The 23,315-nt window shown below is 57.2% G+C and carries 10 protein-coding genes and 5 pseudogenes; 8 read left to right on the top strand and 7 right to left on the bottom strand.

Annotated features, from left to right (window positions below; genetic code table 11):
• The first annotated feature begins 208 nt into the window (after positions 1-208).
• From FPJ27_RS14865 to FPJ27_RS14850, 4 genes are all read left to right on the top strand, one after another.
• Positions 209-3,070: a C2H2-type zinc finger protein gene (locus FPJ27_RS14865; RefSeq protein WP_204421618.1), complete on the top strand. Its 2,862-nt coding sequence runs from the start codon at positions 209-211 to the stop codon at positions 3,068-3,070.
• A 686-nt stretch (positions 3,071-3,756) separates the two neighbouring features.
• Positions 3,757-8,478 carry a hypothetical protein gene (locus tag FPJ27_RS14860; protein WP_204421617.1) on the top strand — a complete coding sequence of 1,574 codons (4,722 nt, stop codon included), beginning with the start codon at positions 3,757-3,759 and terminating at the stop codon, positions 8,476-8,478.
• 591 nt (positions 8,479-9,069) lie between these two features.
• Positions 9,070-10,035 (top strand): hypothetical protein, encoded by a 966-nt coding sequence (locus FPJ27_RS14855; RefSeq protein ID WP_204421616.1) that lies wholly within the window; start codon positions 9,070-9,072, stop codon positions 10,033-10,035.
• A gap of 546 nt (positions 10,036-10,581) precedes the next feature.
• Positions 10,582-11,532, top strand: coding sequence for a hypothetical protein (locus FPJ27_RS14850; protein WP_204421615.1), 951 nt, complete (start codon positions 10,582-10,584; stop codon positions 11,530-11,532).
• A gap of 458 nt (positions 11,533-11,990) precedes the next feature.
• Here the strand turns inward: FPJ27_RS14850 and FPJ27_RS14845 are convergent, their stop codons facing one another.
• The 7 genes and pseudogenes from FPJ27_RS14845 to FPJ27_RS14815 all read right to left on the bottom strand — a co-directional run bounded on the left by FPJ27_RS14845 (position 11,991) and on the right by FPJ27_RS14815 (position 18,661).
• Complete coding sequence (locus FPJ27_RS14845) at positions 11,991-12,812, bottom strand: Rpn family recombination-promoting nuclease/putative transposase (protein WP_239483312.1); 822 nt, start codon at positions 12,810-12,812, stop codon at positions 11,991-11,993.
• A 58-nt stretch (positions 12,813-12,870) separates the two neighbouring features.
• Positions 12,871-14,196: an IS256 family transposase gene (locus FPJ27_RS14840; RefSeq protein WP_239483157.1), complete on the bottom strand. Its 1,326-nt coding sequence runs from the start codon at positions 14,194-14,196 to the stop codon at positions 12,871-12,873.
• Positions 14,197-14,262: 66 nt separating this feature from the next.
• A pseudogene (locus FPJ27_RS14835) lies at positions 14,263-14,448 on the bottom strand (Rpn family recombination-promoting nuclease/putative transposase); the annotation flags it as partial.
• Between the two features lie 219 nt (positions 14,449-14,667).
• Positions 14,668-14,871: a hypothetical protein gene (locus FPJ27_RS14830; protein WP_204421614.1), complete on the bottom strand. Its 204-nt coding sequence runs from the start codon at positions 14,869-14,871 to the stop codon at positions 14,668-14,670.
• A gap of 362 nt (positions 14,872-15,233) precedes the next feature.
• Positions 15,234-16,039 (bottom strand): annotated as a pseudogene (locus tag FPJ27_RS14825) (IS5 family transposase).
• Between the two features lie 75 nt (positions 16,040-16,114).
• A pseudogene (locus FPJ27_RS14820) lies at positions 16,115-17,417 on the bottom strand (IS701 family transposase).
• Between the two features lie 182 nt (positions 17,418-17,599).
• Entirely contained in the window at positions 17,600-18,661 is a 1,062-nt protein-coding gene (locus FPJ27_RS14815; protein ID WP_204421612.1) for an IS630 family transposase, read from the bottom strand.
• Between the two features lie 1,123 nt (positions 18,662-19,784).
• Between FPJ27_RS14815 and FPJ27_RS14810 the strand changes: the two genes are divergently transcribed.
• From FPJ27_RS14810 to FPJ27_RS14795, 4 genes and pseudogenes are all read left to right on the top strand, one after another.
• Positions 19,785-20,075, top strand: a complete 291-nt coding sequence (locus tag FPJ27_RS14810) for a hypothetical protein (protein WP_204421611.1) — start codon at positions 19,785-19,787, stop codon at positions 20,073-20,075.
• 31 nt (positions 20,076-20,106) lie between these two features.
• Positions 20,107-20,151, top strand: a pseudogene (locus FPJ27_RS36510) (hypothetical protein); the annotation flags it as partial.
• A 134-nt stretch (positions 20,152-20,285) separates the two neighbouring features.
• Positions 20,286-20,504 (top strand): annotated as a pseudogene (locus FPJ27_RS14800) (IS5/IS1182 family transposase); the annotation flags it as partial.
• A gap of 680 nt (positions 20,505-21,184) precedes the next feature.
• Positions 21,185-22,684 carry a YncE family protein gene (locus FPJ27_RS14795; RefSeq protein ID WP_204421610.1) on the top strand — a complete coding sequence of 500 codons (1,500 nt, stop codon included), beginning with the start codon at positions 21,185-21,187 and terminating at the stop codon, positions 22,682-22,684.
• The last annotated feature ends 631 nt before the right edge of the window (positions 22,685-23,315 follow it).

Raw genomic sequence — 23,315 nt, 5'->3', positions numbered from 1 at the left:
CGAGCAGAGAGCGCTCGCGATTTAGGGCAATCCAAGATTCTGAAATTGACGGGGTAGTGTTATCGCTGCCGTTCATTAACTCGTTGGTGCCATATTCGATCGTTAATTTCGATTTGAAATTATATATTTCGTCGAATTCATAAAAATATTTTGCCTCATTCTCGCCATTTAATGCATCGACAATTATCGCATCAAGGAAATCAGGCATATGTACAAGAACCAGGAGGGGCGCGCAGGCGGTTCAGGCCGAACAAGTCGCCGGCGTAGTGAGTACGAACCGGCCGACAGCGCCGACACAGGTCCTCGTGTCTCAGGCAGCGAAAAGGTCAAGAAGCAGCTCAGGGAATGGTTGCGCGGGCCGGAGAATGCCGATCGGGGCGACTTTGATACGGCGGTCGGCTATCTCGCCTGGAGGATCGAACATCCGATTCACCTTCAGGATGCCAGCGGAGCCATTCGAGCGTTGCCTGTTTTGCCGAGTCAGTCAAGGGGTTGGCGCGCTGCGATCAGTATTCCCGCACCTGTGCCTGGTCGGGTGGATCAGGCAGGACGTTCGCCGTGGTCGAGTCTTGAACCGATCGTCCACGCTGTACCCCAGGGGCAGGGGTTGTCGCCGCATGAGGTTAGCGCGTTTGCGCAATATTTCTGGAAGAGGGGTGAGGCCGTCAGGGCGCTCACGGCCTTGATGAATTCGAGTGGTAGCCGGCAGACGCATCATCGCAGCGACTGGTGTGCGTTTGTGACGGGACCGTCGGGCGAGCGTCGGCCTGAGGAAACCTTGCTCCGGCGGGTGAATACGGTGGCGAAATACATCAATCAGGTCAGGCAGGAGGAGCAGGCCGTAGCGCGCGCGCCGTCGCCCATCGCGCCGATGTCGGAGTCGCCCCAGACAAGTCCGATGATGCCGGACACTGAGCCCATGGCAGTCGACACGGTCGACACCGGTGCCGATGATCAGGCGCAGATGATGCCGTCGCCGGATTCCGCATACCCGTCGGTTGCGCTGGCCGACACGGGGACACGGGCCGATGAGCCGGGACAGTCCGCGGACATCCTGGAAACGGCCATGGCGGTGTTGAATGACCCCGAGCCACAGACCGATGAGCCAGGACAGGTCGAGGATGTCCTGGCACTGGCCATGGCGGTGTTGAACGAAGATGCCGCGGCCGAAGACGTCATGGATGACGCGTCGTACGAGGCCGCACTCGCCGCGCAGCGTGAACTGGAAGATCGGTATCTGGCGCGATTTGTCGAGTGGCTTGCCACGCAGGAACTGGAGATCCAGGAGACGAGTGGTCGAGGAAATAATTGCTCGCTGTATGCGTTGAACATGGGGGCTCGAGCGACGCAGCGGCGCCCGATTGAGGAGACCACCCTGGAAGGGGCGGTGCAAAAGCAGCGTCAAACTTTCGTTGATGAACCGGGGCATGGCGGTATGTCGACGGCGATGCTCGCACTGGATGCGGACCGAGGCGGCCATGGTCGGAGCTTGATCAGGAACCTGAATGAGGCCTATGGGATAGCAGGAGGCGACGAGGGGTTCGTGGTGGCGATGTATCGCCCGATCACGGCGATTTCGATGGACGATGCGAATGGGGCATTCGTGCCGTCCTATATGGACGAGCATGGTGTCGTGAATGAGAGTCCGGCGGACCCGACGCGGCTCATTCGAGTCATGCAGACGGATCATCATTACGCGGTGATTTTACCGCGCGAGGCGGCTCACGCAGCGCTCCCGGTCAGCGAAAAGAGGCCGGGCCGGGCCCGGAAACAAAAGAAGGAGCAGGCCAGCGCTCACGCGGATTGGCCGCCTCCGTGCGTGCTCTGCGGTCGGCAGCTCAAGACCCAGGACGGTTGGAATCACCACATGTTTCATGTGCATGGGGACCCGAAGCCCGTCAAGATTTGTGAGGTTTGCGGGAAAGGGTGTAAAACGTCAAGCGGGCTCAAAAGACATCAGAAGCACAGTCACGCCGGCGAAAAATCTCATCCGCACAAGGCTCATAGAAAAGCCACTCCAGATTCGAATTCCATTGGGAAGCGGGCGCCGATTCCTGTTGAGAAGCAAACGTTCGTTTGTGATGTCTGCCATAAAACCTATTCAAGTCGACGTGCCCTGAAAATGCATCAGCTCACTCATGATGAGGGGAGGACTTACTCATGCACGAGTTGCGGTGAAGTATTCAGTAATTCAATGTCCCTCGCTCGGCACAGGAAAACACATCTCAGGGAGGAGTTCCTTGGCATCGATTCCCAGGATAGGCCTTCTGATGGGCTGAATGACCCCAAGAAGAATCGAACGGCTGTGAGCAAAATATCTTACGATTGTCAGGTTTGTGGTGCAAAATATCTGCATCCAGGATCCATCACAAGGCATAAAAAGATGCATACGGATGGAAAGGCCTTTGCTTGCGATACCTGTGGGAAATTATTTGGGGCGTCGAGCGATCTTAAGGAGCATAAGAAATCTCATTCGGACGAAACGCCTTACATGTGCCAGATTTGTGGCGCCAAGTTCAAACATAAAAGAAGTCTCGTAGCGCACAATCAGGAGCATGCTGATAAAAAGTCATTCGTTTGCGGTGTTTGCGATAAATGGTTCAGGAGTTCTAGAGATCTTAAGAAGCACGAAATAAGGCATGTCATCGAAAAACCGTATGCTTGCACGGTCTGCGATTCGAGATTTCCGAGCGCAGCCTCACTCTCTCGGCATAAGCAAGAGCACGCCGAAAATAAATCTTTTGTTTGCGATGTGTGTGCTAAGTGGTTTAAAACATCGACTCGACTCAAGGAGCACAAGAGGCAGCATACGGGAGAAAGCCCCTATGCATGCAGTCATTGCGATAAAAGATTCAAGAGTTGGAGCAACCTTGACAGGCATAATCGAATTCATACCGGGGAGAAGCCGTACATATGCAGCATCTGCAATGCGTCGTTTAGAAGCTCTGACAATCTTAAGGCGCATATGCCAAAACATACTGGAGACAGGCCGTTTATGTGTGATGCATGCGGACAAAAGTTTTCAAGGCGGGCGGATATGTTAAAGCATCGTGTAAAACATACGCAATAAACCCTGGAAGCGTTCACTTTGCAGTCAGGTGCTGTGGTCGACTGGGCCTTGAGAATGTACGCAGCAAGCTGTTCTGAGCCGCGTCGATCTGCATGATGGGGCCTGGGTTCGGCTTTGGCGGTGAGAACTGCCGGAGCCTCTCTCAAACGGATCAAGCAGCGGGTTCGTGGCTGATTGCGATCAAGGATCCGGGGACCGACTGGTTGGTGTCAGCGCCGCGCGCCGGATAGGGGCCATCGTCGATGCGGTTCATGGGGGGTTGCGTCGCTTTGGCAATCTTTTCGTCTTCCCGACATAGCCTGGCACGCTCGGCACGAGTTTGACGCCGCGCAATGACGGGGGGCCATTTACGTTATCGTTAATCAAGCGTATCAATAAGGATTCTTGATAATTGTGATAGGCTGAAACGAGATCCCCCACTACAACAGGAGAAGGACAAGAGGGCACTTCCTGTGCAGCCTTGACGACGAGACGTGACTCGGCGCAATCTCGCCGGGAGGGCAGACATGTGGGTGACAGATCCATCAGTCATCAACGAGGCATCTAGCTTAAAGCAGGCCGACCGCTGTGATTCACGTACGAATGTGGCTGGCAACCGGATCTCGCGGCATGGCTGCCACAGATGAAAGTTGCATCCGATTGCTCTCCTGGACGGTGAGGTCGCAAGGGAACATAAGGAGCATGATGTGGGCATCGACAAAGAATGGGGGCAGCATCCGCGATTCGATAATCGCAAAAGAAGGGACGAGCAAGACGAAGAGACAACACCCGCATCGATGCACGCCGTCTTTCAGGCACGTTACCGTGCACACCAGCGGCCGCTGTTGAAAGAGTATCAGCGCAGCGGCAGAAATCGGCAAAGGCTGGGGTTTGATCACGCCGGTTGGGTGCGGTTGGATCAGGCCGTGACGGCCCTTCAGGAGGAACGAAAGGACGCGCGTATCCAGCACGTCGCGCATGGGCTTCGTGCGCTCGCTGAGCGCTTGGGGACCGTTCACGCCAGTCTGTGGGAAGCCCTGGAAGCCCAAACGCCCTCCGATACGCTGCGGGTGGTCGCGCAAGCGTTAAACGACACCGTCGAGTCATTGACGGTCGCGTCGGTCGGATTGAGTGACGTCGGCAACTTGTTTGAAGCTCGGGCATGGGTCGGACTGGGTGCGATCGTCGAGGAGCAACTGCTGCAGGATGCGGGGCGTTTGCTGCTCGCCAACCCAGGGCAGGTGCCAGACTCCGATATCCGGAAGAATGAAAGGATGGTCCAGGCCTGGGCAAGCGCCCCGACGGCGCTGCACGCAAAGATGGCGCTCATTCAGGAGGCCGCAATCAAGCGAGGACAAGCCGCGGCCGAGGAGGAGTTGAGCGTCCGGATGCTGCTGACGCACCAGGCGGCGAATGCGGCGTCGGATCGGGTAGCGGAAATGCAGTTGTTGGCCATCTTGCGGCACGATCCGCTCGGTGAGCTGTCTGCGGCGGTGGACCCCGTCGGTAGGTTATCCGGGTTAGTGATGGAGGGCAGGCGCATGCTCGAGGCAATCGAGTCCACCCTCAAAAGCCTGCGCGACGAAATCAAGCTCCCCAAGAAGTCGCGAGTCGGTCAAGCGGGCGCCAAAGTCATGAGCGCGGCGACTGATGTGCGCGCCCTTGCGGCGGAGTTTCCCACCAGTCTGGCACAGGCCAATGCCATGTCTGCGGACGCGTTTGTTCTGATGGGGCGAGGATTTGCTCAAACCAGGAAAGAAGCGCAAACCTGGCTGCACCGGGCTGATGATGTGATGAGTCTGGCCGGCACGAAAGTCCTCAAGACCCTGGGGAGCGTGTCGCGCCTGCCAAGTCGCGTCGGTCTGCCGTTTGCCCGCCGTGACAAAGCCGTGACGGCGGCGTTAAAGAGCATGCCACAGACGTTGTTGGCCGACACGCAAAGGGTATTGGTTGTCGCCCAGTGGCTGATCGAACCTGTGAAGAATATCCAAGCGGCGCAAGACGCGTTCGTGCGGGCGCAACGCGCGGCGGCCAGAAGCCGACGCGTCCAATCTGCCTCGACCGCGACACCGGTCACTGCCCCGGCCGAGACGCCCAGCTCGCCGGAGTTGATGGCCATCGCGACGATACTGGAGCGGCATCGCGAGCCCGTGACCCGAGCAGAAAGACGAGCGCAAAAGGCCCACGCCCGTCAGGACGAAATCCTGGCCGCACACGCGTCGCTCGAGCAGACGACCCGCTTTGTCGGGCAGATTGCGCAGAGTGTGGTGGATAGCGCTCGCCAGGAAGCGCTGAGCATGGGTAAGGCTGAGGCTTCCGGGGCGGCACCTGAAGCGCAACGGGCCGAGGCGAATGCGCAGCAGGCCGGGTTGGCGCAGGCGCTCGAAAGGGAAGCCGAGAAACTCCAGAGCGCTGCACAATACCTAGCAGATGCCGTGCACCATGCGGACAAGGGTGAGTGGGCGGCCGCGCTGGAGCGGGCGACCGATGCGCTGGATGCGGCTCGACAGGTCAAAGGACGCATCAAGGTAGCGACCCAGCGCTACGCGGGCGAATCGGTGAACCACTATTCGCGCGGTGGTATGCTGGCCAAGGCCATCGGCCAATGGATTCATGAAGAAAAGCAGGCCTATCGGAACGAGCATCCGGATGCCAGCATGGGCGACGTGGATCGCGCCATGGAGCAGTTGAGCGCTGAAATTGCCCGTGACCTTGCGACAGAAAAAGACCCGGAAGGCGCATTGTTGACAAAGCGCATCGAAAATGCAGTCAGGGATGCGCAAAAGGGCGGCGTTTTATGGCCCGCGACGGCCGAGCAAATGCTGGCGGGCAGCAAATCGATTGACCAGTATCTTGCAGAATGGGGGACAAAAAAAGTCGGGGCCAATCTGGCGCTGGGTTATTTTTCGTGGGTGGCCGGCCAGGGCGACGCAATGCTCAACACCATGATGTCGATGGCACCCGTCCGGAAATTGACCCGCCTGCATTTCGGGTGGCTGAAAATCGCCTTGGCGCCGTTTCTCATTCCGCTGGGCGTGCGCGCGCTCAAGCGCTCCGTGCGGCCAGGCCAGGACTATCCCCATGCCGCAATCAAGCAGTACGTTCAGCGCGAGATTTTCAAACTGATCTTCCGACTTTTTACCTATATTTTGCCGCCTGCCGCCGATCGCGTGTTGGCCGTCGGCCTGTTTGGCTACGGTGTCTATCGTGGATTAGCGGGGAACGACCCCGATCGATGGGCGTTTGTCACCGGCTATGCCAAACCGGCCACGGGACTCGCGACCGACGTTGGCTGGGGGGCAGGCCTGACGACATACCGCGACGTACAGATCGAGAAGTTGAAGGCTCAGCGTGCGGCGTTGTTCTCGAGTTTGACGCAGATGAGCGAAGACGCTGCTGAAGCTCGTGGAATCTCCGAAAGGCCAATCGCCCACCCCGTCAATACCGCCCCTCAAGGAGAGCGCCCGGCCGGGATGGAGCAACCCTCCACTGATTTAGGTGAGCGTGGTCAACGCACAGGTCGCGTTAAGCGGAGTGTGGGCAGCAGGCTGAGTCAAACCGATCTGGCCTTTATTCAAATGATGGAAGCAGAATACGGGATAAGAAAGGATTCCAGGGTATTCACTTCAATGCATCACAGTAAGGGGACGATGCAGCACACGTTGCTTTCCCTTCTGTTGGATTTTAAACCAGCGGAGGAAGTCATCAGCGACGCAACCGGATTCTCCACTGAGAAAAGTGATGCGATCTTGGGCAAAGTAATTGATTATTTGTATTTGAGAGCAAAAATAAATATCAATGACTTTTGGTCAAAGGTGGATCCCCGAACGAAGCAAGCCATGGAGGCGGATTTTTCGAAGGCGATGGACTTGCTTTTCGACGCGAGTGAGGCCAGCAGCAACCCCGTACTTGATATCAATGCATGGATTGATCAATATATCGACGGGATTGCAGCCAGGACAGGGGCAAGTGGGCTCGGGCTGCGAGCAGATATGCCCGTCAAAGTCTATGTTTCGGTTGCTACGCTGGATCTGGTTAAAAACCCCACCGGAATTATCGTTCCTCGCGCGGAAGTACCAGGTGGGCCCTATACGGTTCGTGACATTTTAATGCGTCGACATGTTCGAGATTCGGGTTTTTATGAAAATCAGATGAGCATTGTGTTTCCAGAGGAAATTCCCAAGGAAACAACCGATGCCATCATCGAAGCTGATATGCAGGTTGACTATTTGCGAGAGTTGCGTGCGCAGATGAGCAATCCGGACATAAGAAATAAAGTATTTCAGCTATTTGAGTTCCTTCGCCAATCCGCGGTGACTCGATATTCCGAGGCAAATCTGGAGGAGGTGTCGCCGCGCCAATCGGCCGCCAGGAACTATATTGCAAGTGGCGAGAATCCTCACCTGGTTTATGTAGGCAATGAGGTGGTGCCGGGTTTGCTATTTATCCCATACGAGGAGGCGTCGAGCAAGCGGAATCGATATAACGAGATCGAGCGAGAATATAACGGTACAATTATTTCATTGCATGATGACCGCCATTACGAAATCAGAGCCAACAATTATTCAATAGCCGTAGAAAATCGCGAGGATTTAGGCGAGTTTATGAGGCGACATTTGCCATTGGGGCGCCAGGCAAGTTTTGCGAGCGTCATGAATTCAGACGGAAAGACGGGCTACAATGTACGAGGCGGACGAAGCCGGGCATCACAGAAGGGACTGGATAACCAGCCGATCTTGTGGTTCAAGGAATCAGAGAACGTAACGGAAGCACTGACTTCCGCTCACATTCAATCCCTGGATGCCAATATGGACTACCTGGTGAAGTCGAAGGGCGAGTCCAGAGCGGATTTTGCCGCCGGCATCATCGATGCAATGGGCACCTTGCTGGCGGCCGCGACTGCACCTATTACGTTTGGCTCGAGCAGTGTCGTGTCTGCCGCTTATGGTAGCTTCAAGACTCAAGTTTTATTGACCTTCTTTAGTTCGACACTGCCGGGCCTTATTCGTGCCGATCTGGCTGATCGCCCCGACGATCGACGAAGGGCCGTGTGCGATGCTTTGATATCGATTGCCAACGAGATGCTTGGAGACTTGATCGGCAGATACGTCCCGGGAATGCTTGAAATGACAGGGCGTTACGCGAAGGGGCGTGGTGCTGCTTTCGTTGAGGTGTTGCCCGAAAATGTCAAAAGGTCATTCAGCCATATTTTCAAAGAACGCTTTGCCAAGCGGCATCCTGAGATCGTGCCAGATGATGTATTGGACGTGGGTAGTTACATTGATGAAATATACAAGCTTTTTACTGAATGGTTACCGAGCACGACATTCTTCGGTTATATGACGACGGTTGGAAAGAGCGTGATTGGAGATCTCCTGATGGACTTCCCATCCGATGATGAGGCTAAGCCTGCTGCCGTATCGAGTTAGTGCGCGGAGCTTAAAATTGAATGGTTGATGAGTGATCAATGATGATTGTGTTGGATTGGCAATATTCCTCAGGGGCAGTTGGCGGAGCGTATAAGGTACACCGGAATTGAAGGTGGCGGAGCGCGACGGGTATTTAAAAAAGCGGATGGCCAATTATCGATGGCGGGGTGTGCTGGAATTGCATTGCACGTTTATTTTATACCGTGAGATTGAAGTCGCAGGCTTGAGCCGGTTTGCTTTAGTTTAGGTATCAAGATGTTCGAACAGAGACTCTAGATGGGTAGACGCACAGCGTTTCGGAGCGGGTGCCATTTCGCGTGAGTACGGGCCGTCTTCGCCGTGAATCGATTGATGGACGCTTCATGATTTTGAGGTCGCACGCCGTGGTGGATGCAAGTAATCAGATGAGAAGCATCTGAAAAAGGGGGCTAGCATGTCGCACGTCAGTTTGCAGGTATGTAGCAGGTATAAGATCTGCTCATTCGTCGACAATGCTGGCAATTGATTCCAGATTGGACTATTTTCTATCCATGGCGTGGCGATTGCCTGTTCGACTCGCCAGCGCCAACTCAATAACACTGAGGTGCAGTCATGTATCATCCGAAATTGCCTCAAACTCAACCCGCTCGCCGTCGCCGTGACGCTGAAGAGCGGGATCAGGCTGACAGCAGCTCGCTGCCCGGCACAAATTTTCCGCTACTAAATTTAGACGATCTTTACTTTGATCAGGTCACGCCGCTAGAAAATTCAGATGCCAATAGCGGGCAACACGCCTCCTCGGCAAGCTGGACTCAATTTAACGAGCAAGAGTTTCAGAGGCAGATGCGATCATTAGCTGCAGATGAAACTCAACATTCGTCACATCAGCAGTATCATTGGCCGACTTTACCTGACTTCCCGTCCACGGATCGCAATCAAACTTTTGCACGTTGGGCATTTGCGATGGTGAGAAGTCGTTTTAAGACGAGTGGAATAAAATCTGGCAACAAGCGGCGGCAGGGAGATATCTCCAGCATACAGCGGGCACAGCGCGCATATCCTATTATATGCGATATTCAACAGACTCAAATAGCCAGGACACAACGAGCTATGCAGAATGGCCCCGTGCTGGTCGATTATACGGAGGCGATGGAGCGGGGAGCAGGTAACTGCGGCGAAATGTCAGGGGCGGCCGCACAGATGATCAATCGGAGTGGTGGCTATGCTGAGCAGTATCAAGTGGATGATCTGGGGACGCATGGATTTACGTTGGTCGGGCGCCCGCCGGCTACGGCACGCGATCATGTCCGTTTTTCCGATTATGAAGATTGTTGGGTTGTTGATCCGTGGGCCGGTATCGTTTGTGAGGCCCGCAACTACTGCGATGATTTTGAGTTGAAGATGCACTTGTGGGCTCAACAAAATAAGCATATTCGCACGCGCGACGCCCAATGGGTGCCTGCAAACGACTCAGCGTGGATTCGTGCCGTCACCAATAACCCCAAGTCCGTCAGAGTTAGACAATCGTGGTTTGATCTTGGTGTAGCTCGCCAACGTTTTCCCGGACATATTGACTAGAAATCGCTTGCCGGGTAAGTGTTGATGTCCAAGCAGAACTGACCCGCCGGGATATTTTAACGGCCAGCTAACAGCGTCGAGGTATCCCGGACCCATTTCCTTTTGGCGATACCAGTCACTCGCCTGTTTCGGTGCTGCCGATGATTGTGGCTCGACTTCATTCGATTGCAGCTGACTTGCGATTTCTCATGCGCCCAGCTATAAATATAGCATACGCTCGGTCGCTTGATGCTTGCCGCTTCCCCAGCGGGACGGAATTGATTTTTTTTGCATTCTGATTTAGCCGATAATACTTGTCGCCAAAATGGAATAGCCGACCCGGTATATTGTACTCGTCCGAAACTCATTTATTCCATTCGCGTCATTATTGCAATGCAAAGATGAGGCTGCCAACGGAACATGTGTCACTATTAAGAGGCGCAATCAGCGAAATCTATGCCTATTTTTCAATATCTGCGCGCTACCACCCCCGGTTGGACTCGACGAATCAACGATGAAGAGCCCGGCGCTCCTTACCTTGCCAGTGGCGCATCCTTGACAGGGGCGATGGCTGCCACATCGGCACGTCCGGAGCGCCACCAAGATATCGACACAATCCGGCAAGCGGACCGTTATTTGCGTGAAGCGGCAAAACAGATGGGCATCCTGCACGATCAACTCGAGGCGATGACTGACAGTAGGCTGTTCTCACGCGAATTCGCTCGGCAAGGGGGCAAGGCATTCGCGGGATCTGCTGTCCGAAGCGGTGCCGCATTAGGCGGTGGGGCGCTCGGGACTATGATCCTGCCGGGAGTGGGCACCATCGCCGGAGCTGTCGCGGGTCGGTATATGGCAGGGCGCTTATTCGATGCGGCCCTCAACCGCATCATCGACAAGGCAAAATGGCCCAAGATTGCACCCGGGCAATATCCCAAAACCCAGGATATTCGAGAGACATTGCTCAACGCCGATGTCGCTTCATGGCTGCCTGGTGAGACGCACTATTATTCGCGGCAGGACAAGCGAAAAAAAGTTTATCGAGATATCAAGAAATTAATCAAGGTGGCCAGCGGATTGGGCATTCCGTTTAGAGAGCTGACCAGCATACCTTACGATACTATCAAGGCCACTCACGGAATCAGTCATGATAAGGCGCTCAAGCTCAATGAGCTGCTTGATGAAACAGAGCGTCAGGCAGTTCATTATTTAATAGCAGCTTATCGAGCTTATGAGCGTCATGAGAACGATCCACTCCCCCCGCTGCGCTATGCGATCATGGAGCAGTTGAGTGAGCGGATTGATTTGAATTGGGGTAAGAGTGATGTCGAAATTACTCAAGAGAAGATTTTTAAAAAGGCCCATCAAATCGGAGAATTTGTTGAGAAAAATCGTGCATTGGTTCGATTGATCCGTCGGGCTCGTACCCTTCCTCATCCAACCAACGATGATCCGATCGAAATGTGGCGGACCGTCGCACGCGCGGCCGGCGAGGCCAATCGGCAAGCCTTGTCAGGGTAAATGTAAGCATTCGAACAACACCGTCTGGGCTGGGAAGGTCAAGGACCGCAAGCCAGTCGTCTGCGCCGGTGAGAAGTCGGATACACCCATAGTAGGTAAGCCTGAACCAGCACGCGCGACACGGTGGTGTGATGAACGTGCAGTTGTTGTCGCGCAATGGTGTTGCAGCGCTACTTCTCCACGTGATACAGGCGCAGGGTCAGCGCCACCAGGTCAGCCGAGATCGTCACGAGACATACGACGACGTTTTCCTCTGCGCTGACGACGTCGTTTGAGGACGGCCCCAGTATATCATTCGCGACAGGCGCAGTTGAAGGCTGATGCGTCACTTTCTGCTGACGATCTCGGTAGCGCGCCTGCCGGCGCGTGAGCGAGACGTCCGCGACGACTGTCCTGATAGTGTCGGCCAGACTCAAGCATGCACTTACGACGCGTCGCCCGGGAACTGGCTGGCCCGATCAGTGCGCGATCTGCTTGAGCACCTCGTCGGACAGCCCGGTGACGGTCATCACCAGCGCCCGATCCAGGCCGTTGGCCAGCATCGTGCGGGCGATCTTCCGCGCTTCTTCCTGACGACCTTGTTCGAGGCCTTGAACAAGCCCTTGTTCGAGCCCTTGTTCGAGCCCTTGTTCGAGCCCTTGTTCGAGCCCTTGTTCAAGCCCTTGTTCAAGCCCTTCCTGGCGACCGAGGCGGCGACCTTGTTCGAGGCCTTTTTGTTCCAGTTTCTGAGCGATGGTCATTAATGCCTCCTGGTGCTGCGGGGCGCGTTGCGCCAGCGCGCGAATAAAACGTTCTGGATCAGCGGTGTCGCCCGTCACGAGCATGTAGTGGACGATCGAGCGCAATTGTTCAGGGGTAGTGTACCCGGCCACCAGCAACGTGACCAGTTGCTCGAGCAGGTCAGCGAGATCCCGGCGGCGGATGTGCTTCTGCAGCAGTTCGAGCAGGGCGACCCGGCGATGGGTCATGATGTCGTCATCGGGGATGACGGTGACGTCGACGATCGGGAACGCCCCGGCGTACAGGGCCGCGGCGATGGTCGGGTCGGGAAAGGCGTCGAGCCAGCGCATCGAGCAGGGATAGGGGCTGACGACGCCATGATAGAACAGGATCGGGATCACGAGCGGCAGGGCGTCGTGACCGGCGTTCAGGTGGCGCTGCATCGCGGCGATCGCATAGCGCATCAGGCGGAACGCCATGTGGCGATCGGGGGTGCTTTGATGCTCGATGAGGGCGTAGACATAGCCGTCGCCGAGTCGGGTGTCGAGCGACCAGAGGATATCAGAGCAATATGGGGAGCAATCGTCAAGACTGGTGTACGCGGGTCGGGCGGCATGATCAGGCGGCTAGCGCTTGAGGAGCCGGTGTGCTTTCCATCACCGGGGTGCCGTCCTTGAAGGGAATGCCCTTCAGAAGCGGTTCGATCCTGTCGACGCCGCGGATCTTCCTCCAGGTCTGCTCGGCCGCTTCGATCAGCTTGAACGCCATCGCGAGGAAGGTCGAGCGCGACAGACAGTTGCGCGTGCGGCTCGTGCGGTGGCGCACCGTCGCGAACGTCGATTCAATCGGATTCGTGGTCCGCACGTGCTGCCAGTGTTCGGCCGGGAAGTCGTAGAACGCGAGCAGTGCGTCGCGGTCTTTCGTGAGCTTCTCGACGGCCTTTGGGTACTTGGCCGCGTACGTGTCGACGAACTGGTTGAACGCGGCGATTGCGTCGGCTCTTGTCGCGGCATTCCAGATCTCGGCGAGCGCAACCTTGGCCTTGCCGTGCTGCGATTTGGGCATGACGTTGAGTATGTTGCCGATCTTGTGAAACCAGCAGCGCTGGTGCCGTGTCTGCGGGAACACCTCTTCAAGCGCCGCCCACAGCCCCATCGCGCCATCGCCGACGGCAAGCAGCGGCGGCGCCTGCAGACCTCGTTTCTTCAGATCGAGCAGCAGCTCTTTCCAGGATTCCTTCGATTCGCGATAGCCGTCGTTGAGCGCCACGCGCTCCTTGCTGCCGTCCGGTTTCACGCCGATGATCACCAGCAGGCACTGCCCGTCCGAATCCTCTGCGCGGGCTTGCGTATGGATGCCGTCGGCCCACCAGTAGACCCAGCGCGAGGTGGACAGGTCGCGCTTGTTCCACTTCTCGTACTCTTCTGACCAGGCGGCCTTCAGGCGGCTCACGACGCTCGCTGACAGCCCTTTAGCCTGTTCGCCGAGCAGCTCGGACAGTGCGTCGCCCATGTCGCCGGTTGAGACTCCTCGCAGGTACAGCCACGGCAGCGACGATGACACGCGCGGCGACTTGCGCACATAGGGCGGCACGATCGTCGAATTGAACTTGATGCCGGAGCCCGAACGATCGCGGACCTTCGGCACCTGAACGGGCACCGGACCGACTGCCGTGACGATCTCGCGCTCTGGCAGGTACCCGTTGCGCACGACAGCGCGCCGGCCATCGATCGTCTTCACATTCGAATACTGTTCGAGCATTGCCGCCAGTTCCGCCTCGATTGCCTGCTGGATGATCCGCCGCGCCCCTTGCTGGATCAGATCGTCCAGGCCGGGCGTACCCTTGATGTCTGCTTCTGTTGTTTGACTGCCGCTCGTATCCTGCGTAAGTTTCGCCATGGTGGTGGAGTTCGATTGAGGAAGTGTTACCGTGAGAAGCAACATTCTCCTTCAATCGCCACCGCCTTCTCCTGCCTCAACCCTACGCCGCATACACCACTTTCAACGATAGCTCCAATATGGGCGCAGGTCGTCGTCGACGAAGCTGCCGGACTCGAGGCGCAGGGTGGACAGGTCGCAGACCTCGCGGAGCGCGGGCGGCAGGTGAAGTTCGAGGAAATCCCGTGCAGTTTCGGGGTGGGTGAGAAACTGCTTGAACAGCGCATCGTGCGGGGTGGTGGCGGGCGGCTGGGCCATGGATGAACCATCGAAAGCGTGGCGTTCAGGGTAGCACGGACCGGCGCGACTCGGAAGTGTGTGTGGCGTCCAAGCGGGGCGACGCGGAAGGTGCTCGGTAGCCTCCGACTTGACCAGTTTCATCTTCTGCACCCGGAACTCCGCCGGGCGCGGCGTACGAGTCTTGCCCATCTCGGCGCTTCCTCTTCAAAAGAAGGTGTCCGTTTTGGCGGGTCAATCTCAGTTCATCTTCACCGGATCGCTCAATAAACTGTCGCCGGTGGTAAGGGTGACGTGAGGCGTGCCCTCGAATAGCAGCGCATGATCGCTGCCGGCGACCGGATCCGCGCCTCGGGCATGCAGCGCCGCGCGGACGGGCCTCACGGTCAGCGGCGTATTGCCGGACAGATTGGAAAGGCGGATGCGCACTTTCGAGCCGCTCACGCTCGTCCGGACGATCTGCCTGACCGTTTGCGCCTCCAGCGCGGGTCCCGCGGAATCCGGCGCGGCCGTTCACGCGTCGGCCCACCCGCGCGAAGCCGGATTCGCTGCCATTGCGATGGCGAGCCTTCGCAGGCGGAACCGACGCCCCCATTTCAATAACGGATGACGCATGCCTGGCTCCGAGGTTGCTGTCACTGTCGTGCTCGACGACATCCGCACGGCGTTCTGACCTGACTGGTCGCGCGCCATGGGGTGACACGCCGGAAAAAAAGCCCGCACAAGGCGGGCGAAGTACCACCGAGACATCGGACGTGAAACGCGGCGCGCTCCGGCAGGGACGCGCGGGCAGGCAACGGATGTCGCTAACACAAGTCGTCAACGAAGCGAGAGCAGACAACAGCGGCAGCCAGGGCAAGCAAAGCGACATGAATATCGAGGCGACGTTCGAAGCGAATGCGAAGTTTGCCGAAACCGGCGAACCAAGCATGCGTGCGTTCGACGACCCAACGATGCCGTCCGAGCCGCTCGCTGCTTTCCACGCCGCGACGGGCGATACGAGCCTTGATGCCTCGCTGCTTCAAATAGCGCCGGCAGCGAGCAAAGTCATAGCCCTTGTCAGCATGCAATTTTCCCGGACGTTTGCGGGGCTGGCCGCTCAAGCCCGGCACTGCCGGGATGGCATCCAGTGTGGGTTCGAATGCCATCGAGTCGTGTCGGTTGGCGCCCGTGACCGTGACGGCCAGTGGGATGCCGCGAGCGTCTACAACGATGTGCCGTTTCGATCCGAGCTTTCCTCGATCCGTCGGGTTGGGGCCGGTTTCCTACCCCCCCGGGGGCTGGAAACACTGGCGCCATCAAGACTTGCCCGCTCCCAATCAATCTGGTCGTGCTCGCGCAATCGACGAAGCATCGCCACATGTAATCGCGCCCACACGCCTGCGGCTTGCCAGTCTCGTAGACGTCGCCAGCACGTCATACCGCTGCCGAAACCGAGCTCTTGCGGCAAGTCTTCCCATGGAATACCGGTTTGCAGGACATACAGGATGCCGTTCAGCGCTGCGCGGTCATCGACTGTGCGACGTCGACCGCCTTTGGGCGACGGCGTGAAAACCGGGATCAGCGGTTCCAGTGCCGCCCATAACTCATTGCTGATTTTGCGTCTGACCATGCCGCAAGGATATGGCACTCATGGCTTCATGTCCAGGTTGTGTTAGCGGCTCTAATACTACAGCCGTAACTAATTCTATGGAGGTGAACACCCGCGCTTCCGGTAATGAGACTGCTGTGCCCGCCATTGATGAGTCCGGCGCCAGATGGACCATTCCAGTATGCAATCGATCGAGTGGGTCGCGCGCCATAACAGCCGACACAGTAACCGGCGGATCTCCTGGACGCTGAGCGGCACCACGCCATCAGGCGTTTTTTTTGCCGCGGACCCGCAGCGTGGCGAGTGCGGCGTGGGCAAGCAGAGCGAAGGTGATATGGCGATACCAGCCCTGCCATCGGCGAACCTCATACTGGTCCAGGCCACATTCGCCCTTGGCCGCCTCGAAGCCGATCTCGATTTCCCACCGGCGGCCCGCGACGTTGACGAGCGTTTGTCGCGTAGCCTTCCTGCGTGGGGCATACACCACGTAGAAGGCGTGCTCACGCTTCTCGTCAAGGCTGCGCCCTACCAGCAGATAATGCCCGAATCGACGTTCCTCCGCCGTCATCTGCAAACGCCAGAGCGGAGTTAGCGCCCAGTCGTACAAACGCTCGCCTTTGACCCCCGCGCCCGCCGACAGACGTCGCCATGCGCCGGCCGGCAGGCTTGCTGCGATCTTGTCTGCGCGAACGTAGGTCGGCCCCTGCCACCACAACGGCTCGTTCTTCGCTACGGCGAGCACGAAGGATTGTTCGCGCGACTCCAGCCATAGTCGTAAATGCCGGTCGCCGCCGTATACCTCGTCGCCTGTCACCCAGCCGCACGGCACCCCCGCGTCCAGTGCCCGCTCAAGCATCTGTCTGGCAAGCTGCGGTTTGGTCGCGAACTTCCTCGTATCCGGAACGCCCGCGGACATGCAGCGTTGCGGGTCCTCGATCCAGGATTTGGGCAAATAAAGCTCGCGGTCAATGAAGGCGCTACCCCCGTTGCCGGCATAGCAGAGAAACACCCCGATCTGGCTGTTCTCGATGCGCCCGGCGGTGCCACTGTACTGGCGCTGCACGCCGGCTGAGTGTTCACCTTTCTTGACGAAGCCAGTCTCGTCTACCACCAGCACTGCGTCACGCGTACCCAGTTGCTCAACCACATAATGCCGCAATACGTCACGCGCGGCGTCCGCGTCCCATTTCGCCCGCTCGAGCAGGTACTGCACTCCGTCAGGGGTCGAGTCTCCGATCCATTCCGCAAGCTGCCAGCCGTTCTTGCGCTCGGCCGTACCCAGCAGTCCCTTCAAATAGGACAGTGACCGCTCACGCGACTCGGACCGACTGAACTGGTTTGCCAGACGTGCGTGTAACGCCTCAAGTTCGCGCTCCCAGCACTTTACGAGTGATTTCATCGCTCATATATTGAATCGCACTACTAACATAATATAATAAAAATAGTTACGGCTGTAGTACTAATGACGGGTGCGATGGTTGTGCCATTTCATGACTTCATACCATAGGGCAATTCGAGGTGTGCGGATAGGTCATTTGCGTAGGACGGGAGCCCGCGCGAGTCGGAAATAAGTAACTAAAATCACACACTGCCGGTGAGGCGATTGTCGGCCAATGGTGTCAACACAAAAGGCCGAGGATCGGTCGGCAGGTGGTTGAGATGCTGGCGGATCGCCTGTTCGAGTGGCCAAGTCGAGCCATGGGTGCCTCGGCAGACGAGTGGTTCGCCAAGCGTGGCAAACCATCGTTCAACCTGATGGCGCCACGCCGCTGAGCTTGGCGTGACATGCACATGAAAACGCGGATGACGCGCCACCCAAACCTGGATCGCGGATGTCTTGAGGGTCCGGTCGGTGTCGATCACCACATGCATGTCCAGTTCGGGTGGCACGCTGGCTTCCAGGGTGCGCAGGAACTGCAGGAAGGCGCTGCTGCGCTGGCGCCAGGGCAATGCATTGCTGACTGCACCGCCAGCGAGGTCGAGCGCCGCGATGACGGGGGGCGCTCCGTGGTGTCGGTCCGCGCGCGGGCGTTGCTCGGATACGCCAAGCACCCTCGGGCGCGTCAGCGACGGGTGGTCCGGCGCTGGGATCGGGTGCTGTTCGTCCACGCTCAGCACCATCACCTTAACCGGCGGATCGAGGTACAGTCCGACGATCTCGCGGACCGTCTCGACAAAGAACGGATCGTCGGAAAGCCTGAGGCGCTGGCGCGGTTGCAAGCCGAACGCCCGCCAAATTCGCGAGACGGCCGCCTGCGACATGCTCATCTCGTGGGCCATCGTGCGCGTAGTCCAAAGCGTTGCGTTGGGCGGCACCGACTCGAGGGTTTTGGCAATCAGGGCATTGACCTGTAACTCATCGATCTTCCTAGGCGCACCCGGGCGCGGCGCATCGAACAGTCCGTCTAGCCCATCCTGGATGAAGCGCGCACGCCACCGCGAGACCGTACGCGCGGCGATATGCAGTTTCGCCGCGACGGCGTTGTTATCGAGGCCCTCGGCACAGGCCAGCACGATGCAGGCGCGCAAGGTCAACGCGCGTGTCGCCAGGGGGCGCATCGTCAAAGCCGTGAGCTGTTCGTATTCCAATTCACTCAGGACTAGGGAGGCCGTGGGGCGGCCGCGCTTCACGACCGCACTCATGGGCACGCTCTGCCGCGCGGCGGGTAACACGACAAAAAGAATGTCTTCAATTTATCACTCGCGGTATAGGGTGCAGGTGGCCATCCCGCTCCGGCCGCGCGTCGCAGAACATCGCGAAGAACCCGTGCGGGACCAGGGGGAGGGGGCGGTTGCGTCAGCGGTCAGGATCGAGCAGGCCAAGTCGTGGACGAACGCGCGTGGCGTGTCGCCCGCGTCAGTTGTTGGGGACGGGGCGGTGCGACGGTCGTCGATGCCATGCGTGGTTCAGTCACTGGGAGCAGCGTGTGTCGCGCGAGGGAGGCACGTACGAACCTCGCGCGACGCGCACAGCAGCGACTTGCTCTTACCGTGGCATATCGGCCTGTCGTGTTCGGATGCGATGTGATCGCACGCGGCGTGTCATTTTTTAGGATTCCTCTCGTTTTGTGTGCCATCCGCCGTGCAGCCTGACGGACGATTTTGTGTTGGTGAGAAATTAGTAACAATTCACACCAACGTTGCATGCTTCATTCATATCGTAGGGTAATTCGACGCGTTTGGGGAGAACGTTTGCGCCTGGCATTTTTGAGGGCTGGGACGACGCTTTCGCCCCGATTCTTGTGTCCGCAGCCATACCGCCGCGCGCCGCGCGACACAGTGTGCCCGCGCCCCGTATGTCCCGGTCACCCATGCTGGATCAGCCTGCCACGGTCGATGCGGCCTGTCTTCGAGAACGGAAAGGCACGTGTGCAGACGCGTGGTTGATGGCAATGGGGCGCGTGGCGGAGGGAGGCGCCAGCCCTCATGCGTCGCGACGGTTTGAACATTTTCCACATAGTTTCAACTTGCTTTCGCCGTCCGCGGAGCCCCTCCGGAAAGCGATGAAACGGGACGGTCGCTGCATGGTGGCACGACGGCGCGTCGGCAGCGACAGCCGTGGCTCGCGATGCTCCTTCGCCAGAACGCGCTTGACCTTCCCCGGTGCGGCCACTCGCCGTCATGCGTGCCACTCACCGCCCATAGAAGTCGGACATGCGAAACGCTGCGAGGCCGTACGCAGCAAGGGGCCGCGATAGTTTTGTGAGTCGGAGAACTCCCAGAAGCAATGTCGTTCTGATTCAGAACCTGGGAGTTCGAGGACACGATGACCGACGATTTCTTTCGTAGCCGCTTGGACGCGATGATTGATCTGCGCCATGCGTTTGCCGTACTTGCCACGCGCATGCCGTGGGCGCAGATCGAAGTGACGCTTGCACCGCTGGTTGCACATCGTGATCATGTCGGGCGAGCGACGGACGAGATTGATCTGCTCGGTCCGGCACCGAGGCTCGCCGGTGCGGGCGTGAGCGCGGCGGGACGACCGCGCCTGCCGATCCGGCGCATGGTCGGGCTGCTGTACCTGAAGGAACAACCTCTCGGACGAAGCCGTTTGTGAACGCTGGGCCGAGAACGTCTACTTCCAGTACTTCTGCGGCGAGGACTATTTCCAGTCGCGCTTGCCGTGCGATCCGACGAACCTGGGACGTTTTCGGCAGGCGATCGGTGAAGCCGGCATGGAGGAACTGCTGGCCATCACGATTGCGGTCGCGGTAGACATGAAGGCCGTCGGCCTCGACGAATTCAAGCGCGTGATCCCCGATACGACGATGCGATCGCCCGCCTGGGCCGCCGCGAATGGAAGAAGGACAGCGGCTACCATCGACGCTCGCTCACGGAGAACGCAATGTATCGCTTCAAGACGCTCACGGGAAACTGCCCGTGGCCACGACGCACCGAATCGCAGGCGGCCGAGGTGGCCATTCGAGTGGGCGTGCTCAACCGCATGGCGGACCTCGCACGTCCGCAATCGGTTCGCATTGCTTGAAATCATGAATATAGGCCTTGCCTCGTCTTCACGATCGATTTATGCAACGCCGCGCTGAGAGTGGGCTGGGACGCATCGAGCGAAATTCTCTTTGCCTTTGTTTTGAGTTTGGCCTATCTTGACTTGGCAAACGATAACAATTCACGAGGGCGCCGATCCGAGCTCACGGATCGGTCTTTCCACCTCTAGATTTGACTAGATCACGCGGCGTGATTTGACTTGTTCGCTGATCGGCGATTGGCGTTCTTCCTGGATGGGCGGCGAATGGATGCGCAAGCCAGCAAACGGATTGACCCCGCAACCCGATTCGGAGTAACAGCACTCAACCCCGCAACGCGACCTCAACTGGTCGCATTCGTGTGGAATCGCTGGTCGCCATTCGCGTGGAATGGCTGGTCGTTTTACGTGGAATACGCATCCGGATACCTTCAACGACCGAAATTTGATCAGATTGCTTCATTTTTTCGACCATGGGTGACCTACGCTTGAATTGCTGTGTCGTGAGAGTTTGCAATTTCGCAAGCCTTTGCTGTACACGCCGATCCATAGGCAAGGAAAGGTGTTATGGAGCATTGCTTCAACAATGGATTTTTCAATCACACAAACACCTGAGCGTCGCACTATATATTCTGGAGACTGATGCCCGCGAATTTGTTTGTCGATTCAAAATTTGATCGTTCATGTCTCTTAAACAGGCTGCATTCCATGTGCGGCTGGGAGGGTTCCCTAAAATGCGAAACTATCGTTTTTTCCTCTTTATAGTTTTCTTGTTGGCTTCCTTTCTGCTGACTGCAAGAAGCTACGCAGCCGCTCCAAAAGAAGCGCTCTATGTCACCAATCGAAATGACAATACCGTCTCTGTTATTGACACGGAAACCAGCACTGTGGTGGCGACGGTTGCGGTGGGCGGAAATCCATTTCGGCTCGCGGTCACGCCGGATGGAACGCATGTCTATGTCGTGAATGCCAACTCGAACAATGTTTCCGTCATCGATACCAGCATCACTAACGTTGTGACGACAATTCCTGTTGGGGTGAAACCAGCTGGAATTGCGATCACGCCAGATGGAACCAGAGCCTATGTAACGAGCTTTACGGGAAACAGTGTATCAGTGATCGACATAGCAACGAATACGGTGACGGCCACGATTTCTGTGAGTGGCAAAACTCCCAATGGTATAGCAGTAACGCCTGACGGCAAGCATGTCTATGTGGCCAATTCCTCGTCGGCCAATGTGTCGGTAATCGATACGGCTAGCAATACAGAGACAGCGACGGTCGCCCTTCCGGGCAGCAATCCAATTGGTATTGCCGTGACTCCAAATGGAGCCAAGGTCTATGTCGCAGATGGCAGCGGCGGGACAGTATCGGTGATCGATACCGCTTCCAACACATTGACAGCCAGAATCGGTGGGTTCTCGGCAGCGGATGATGTCGCGTTTACTCAAGACGGGACCAAGGCTTATATCAGCGACAACTTCAATAACGATGTGGCCGTTATTAATACGGCAAGCAACGCCATAACAAGTACTATATCGAATCTCGTCTCTCCCTTTGGGATCGCTATTGCAACGGGCGGAACTATAGCCTATGTCGCCAATCAACAGGCGAGTAACGTATCGGTGATTAACACATCCAACAATACCGTCACTACTTCGATAGCGGTTGGAAATTTTCCCACCGGCCTTGCGATCGTCAAGCGAGGAACGACGCCGCCGCCATCGCACACGCTGAAGCTGTACTTGCATGGCAGCGACGCTCCGATGACCGCGGGTGGATACACGATGAATCAGACGCCGGGCTCTCCTTCTCTGCTGGGGATCGGCTTGCTGAGCTCGGTAACCTGGTTCAGCGATCCAACTCTCACGGGAACGTTTGAGAGTGGCTCCGCCTTCCAGCTCACCTTGCCTTGCACGGTAGGCGTGGGTGTTTTAACAAGCGTAAGCTTGGACTCCACCGATATGAATGGCGGCTCACTCCGACATCTTGGTACTGTGACTCAGGTCTTGTCTGCGTGCTTATTGGGATCGTATACCGCGTCGATTCCAGTATCGGTGCCCGTGAATTTCACAAATGAACGGCTGAAACTTACCGTCTCGAACCTTCTGGGCCTGAAGCTAAACCTGCAGCTTGGTACAGGAGCCTACGTGCAAGGGACTGACTTCACGGGCACTCCGTAATTCACGTAATCACGTTTTGGGGTTCAGGCCTAAACCTGAACCCCAAGTGTGAAACTTCACGCGTCCTTCAATAAAAATGTCATATTTTATGAATAATTGAAAGATTGCAAAATGAAAGTTTTCGAATAAATCTTGGACCTCTCGGGCTTTTCCCTATGCTGACAGTTGCAGATGCAAGGAATCCAAACCAACTCTGGGTAGACTTTCGGCCGACTTCACTGCTGCGACTGAACCGATTTTTGCGATTCCCGGCCGAGCCTCATTTGCAAGGGGGGCGGAAATGAAAGCAAACTGCAAAGATAACATTTTAATTGTATGCGTGCTCGTCTTCGGATCCCATCTTGCAAGCGCGTAGAGCAATAGTCGGGGCTCTTTCTCAATGGGGTCCAATGTAATAAAGGGGCTGTTTTCCACTAGAATCAGAAGGGCAAAATCAATCGGTGTGTGCCATACATTTACTAAGTTGGTCAACATCAGCAAGTGCAAGGCGGGAGGTCGCATGAGTTTGGTGTGACGGTTAATCTGACTGACAGTTATTGTAGAGAGTGAAGGGATTGTGAATGCGCCAACATCCCCCAGTTGATCTGGCGCAGTTGATGCATGTCGGCAGGAATAGTTCGAGAAGATGAAA

It is taken from the genome of Burkholderia sp. MS455 (assembly GCF_016899445.1).
GTDB lineage: Bacteria > Pseudomonadota > Gammaproteobacteria > Burkholderiales > Burkholderiaceae > Burkholderia > Burkholderia pyrrocinia_C.
The sequence above is the reverse complement of the archived record's forward strand: the minus strand, read 5'-3'. Positions and strand labels throughout refer to the sequence as shown.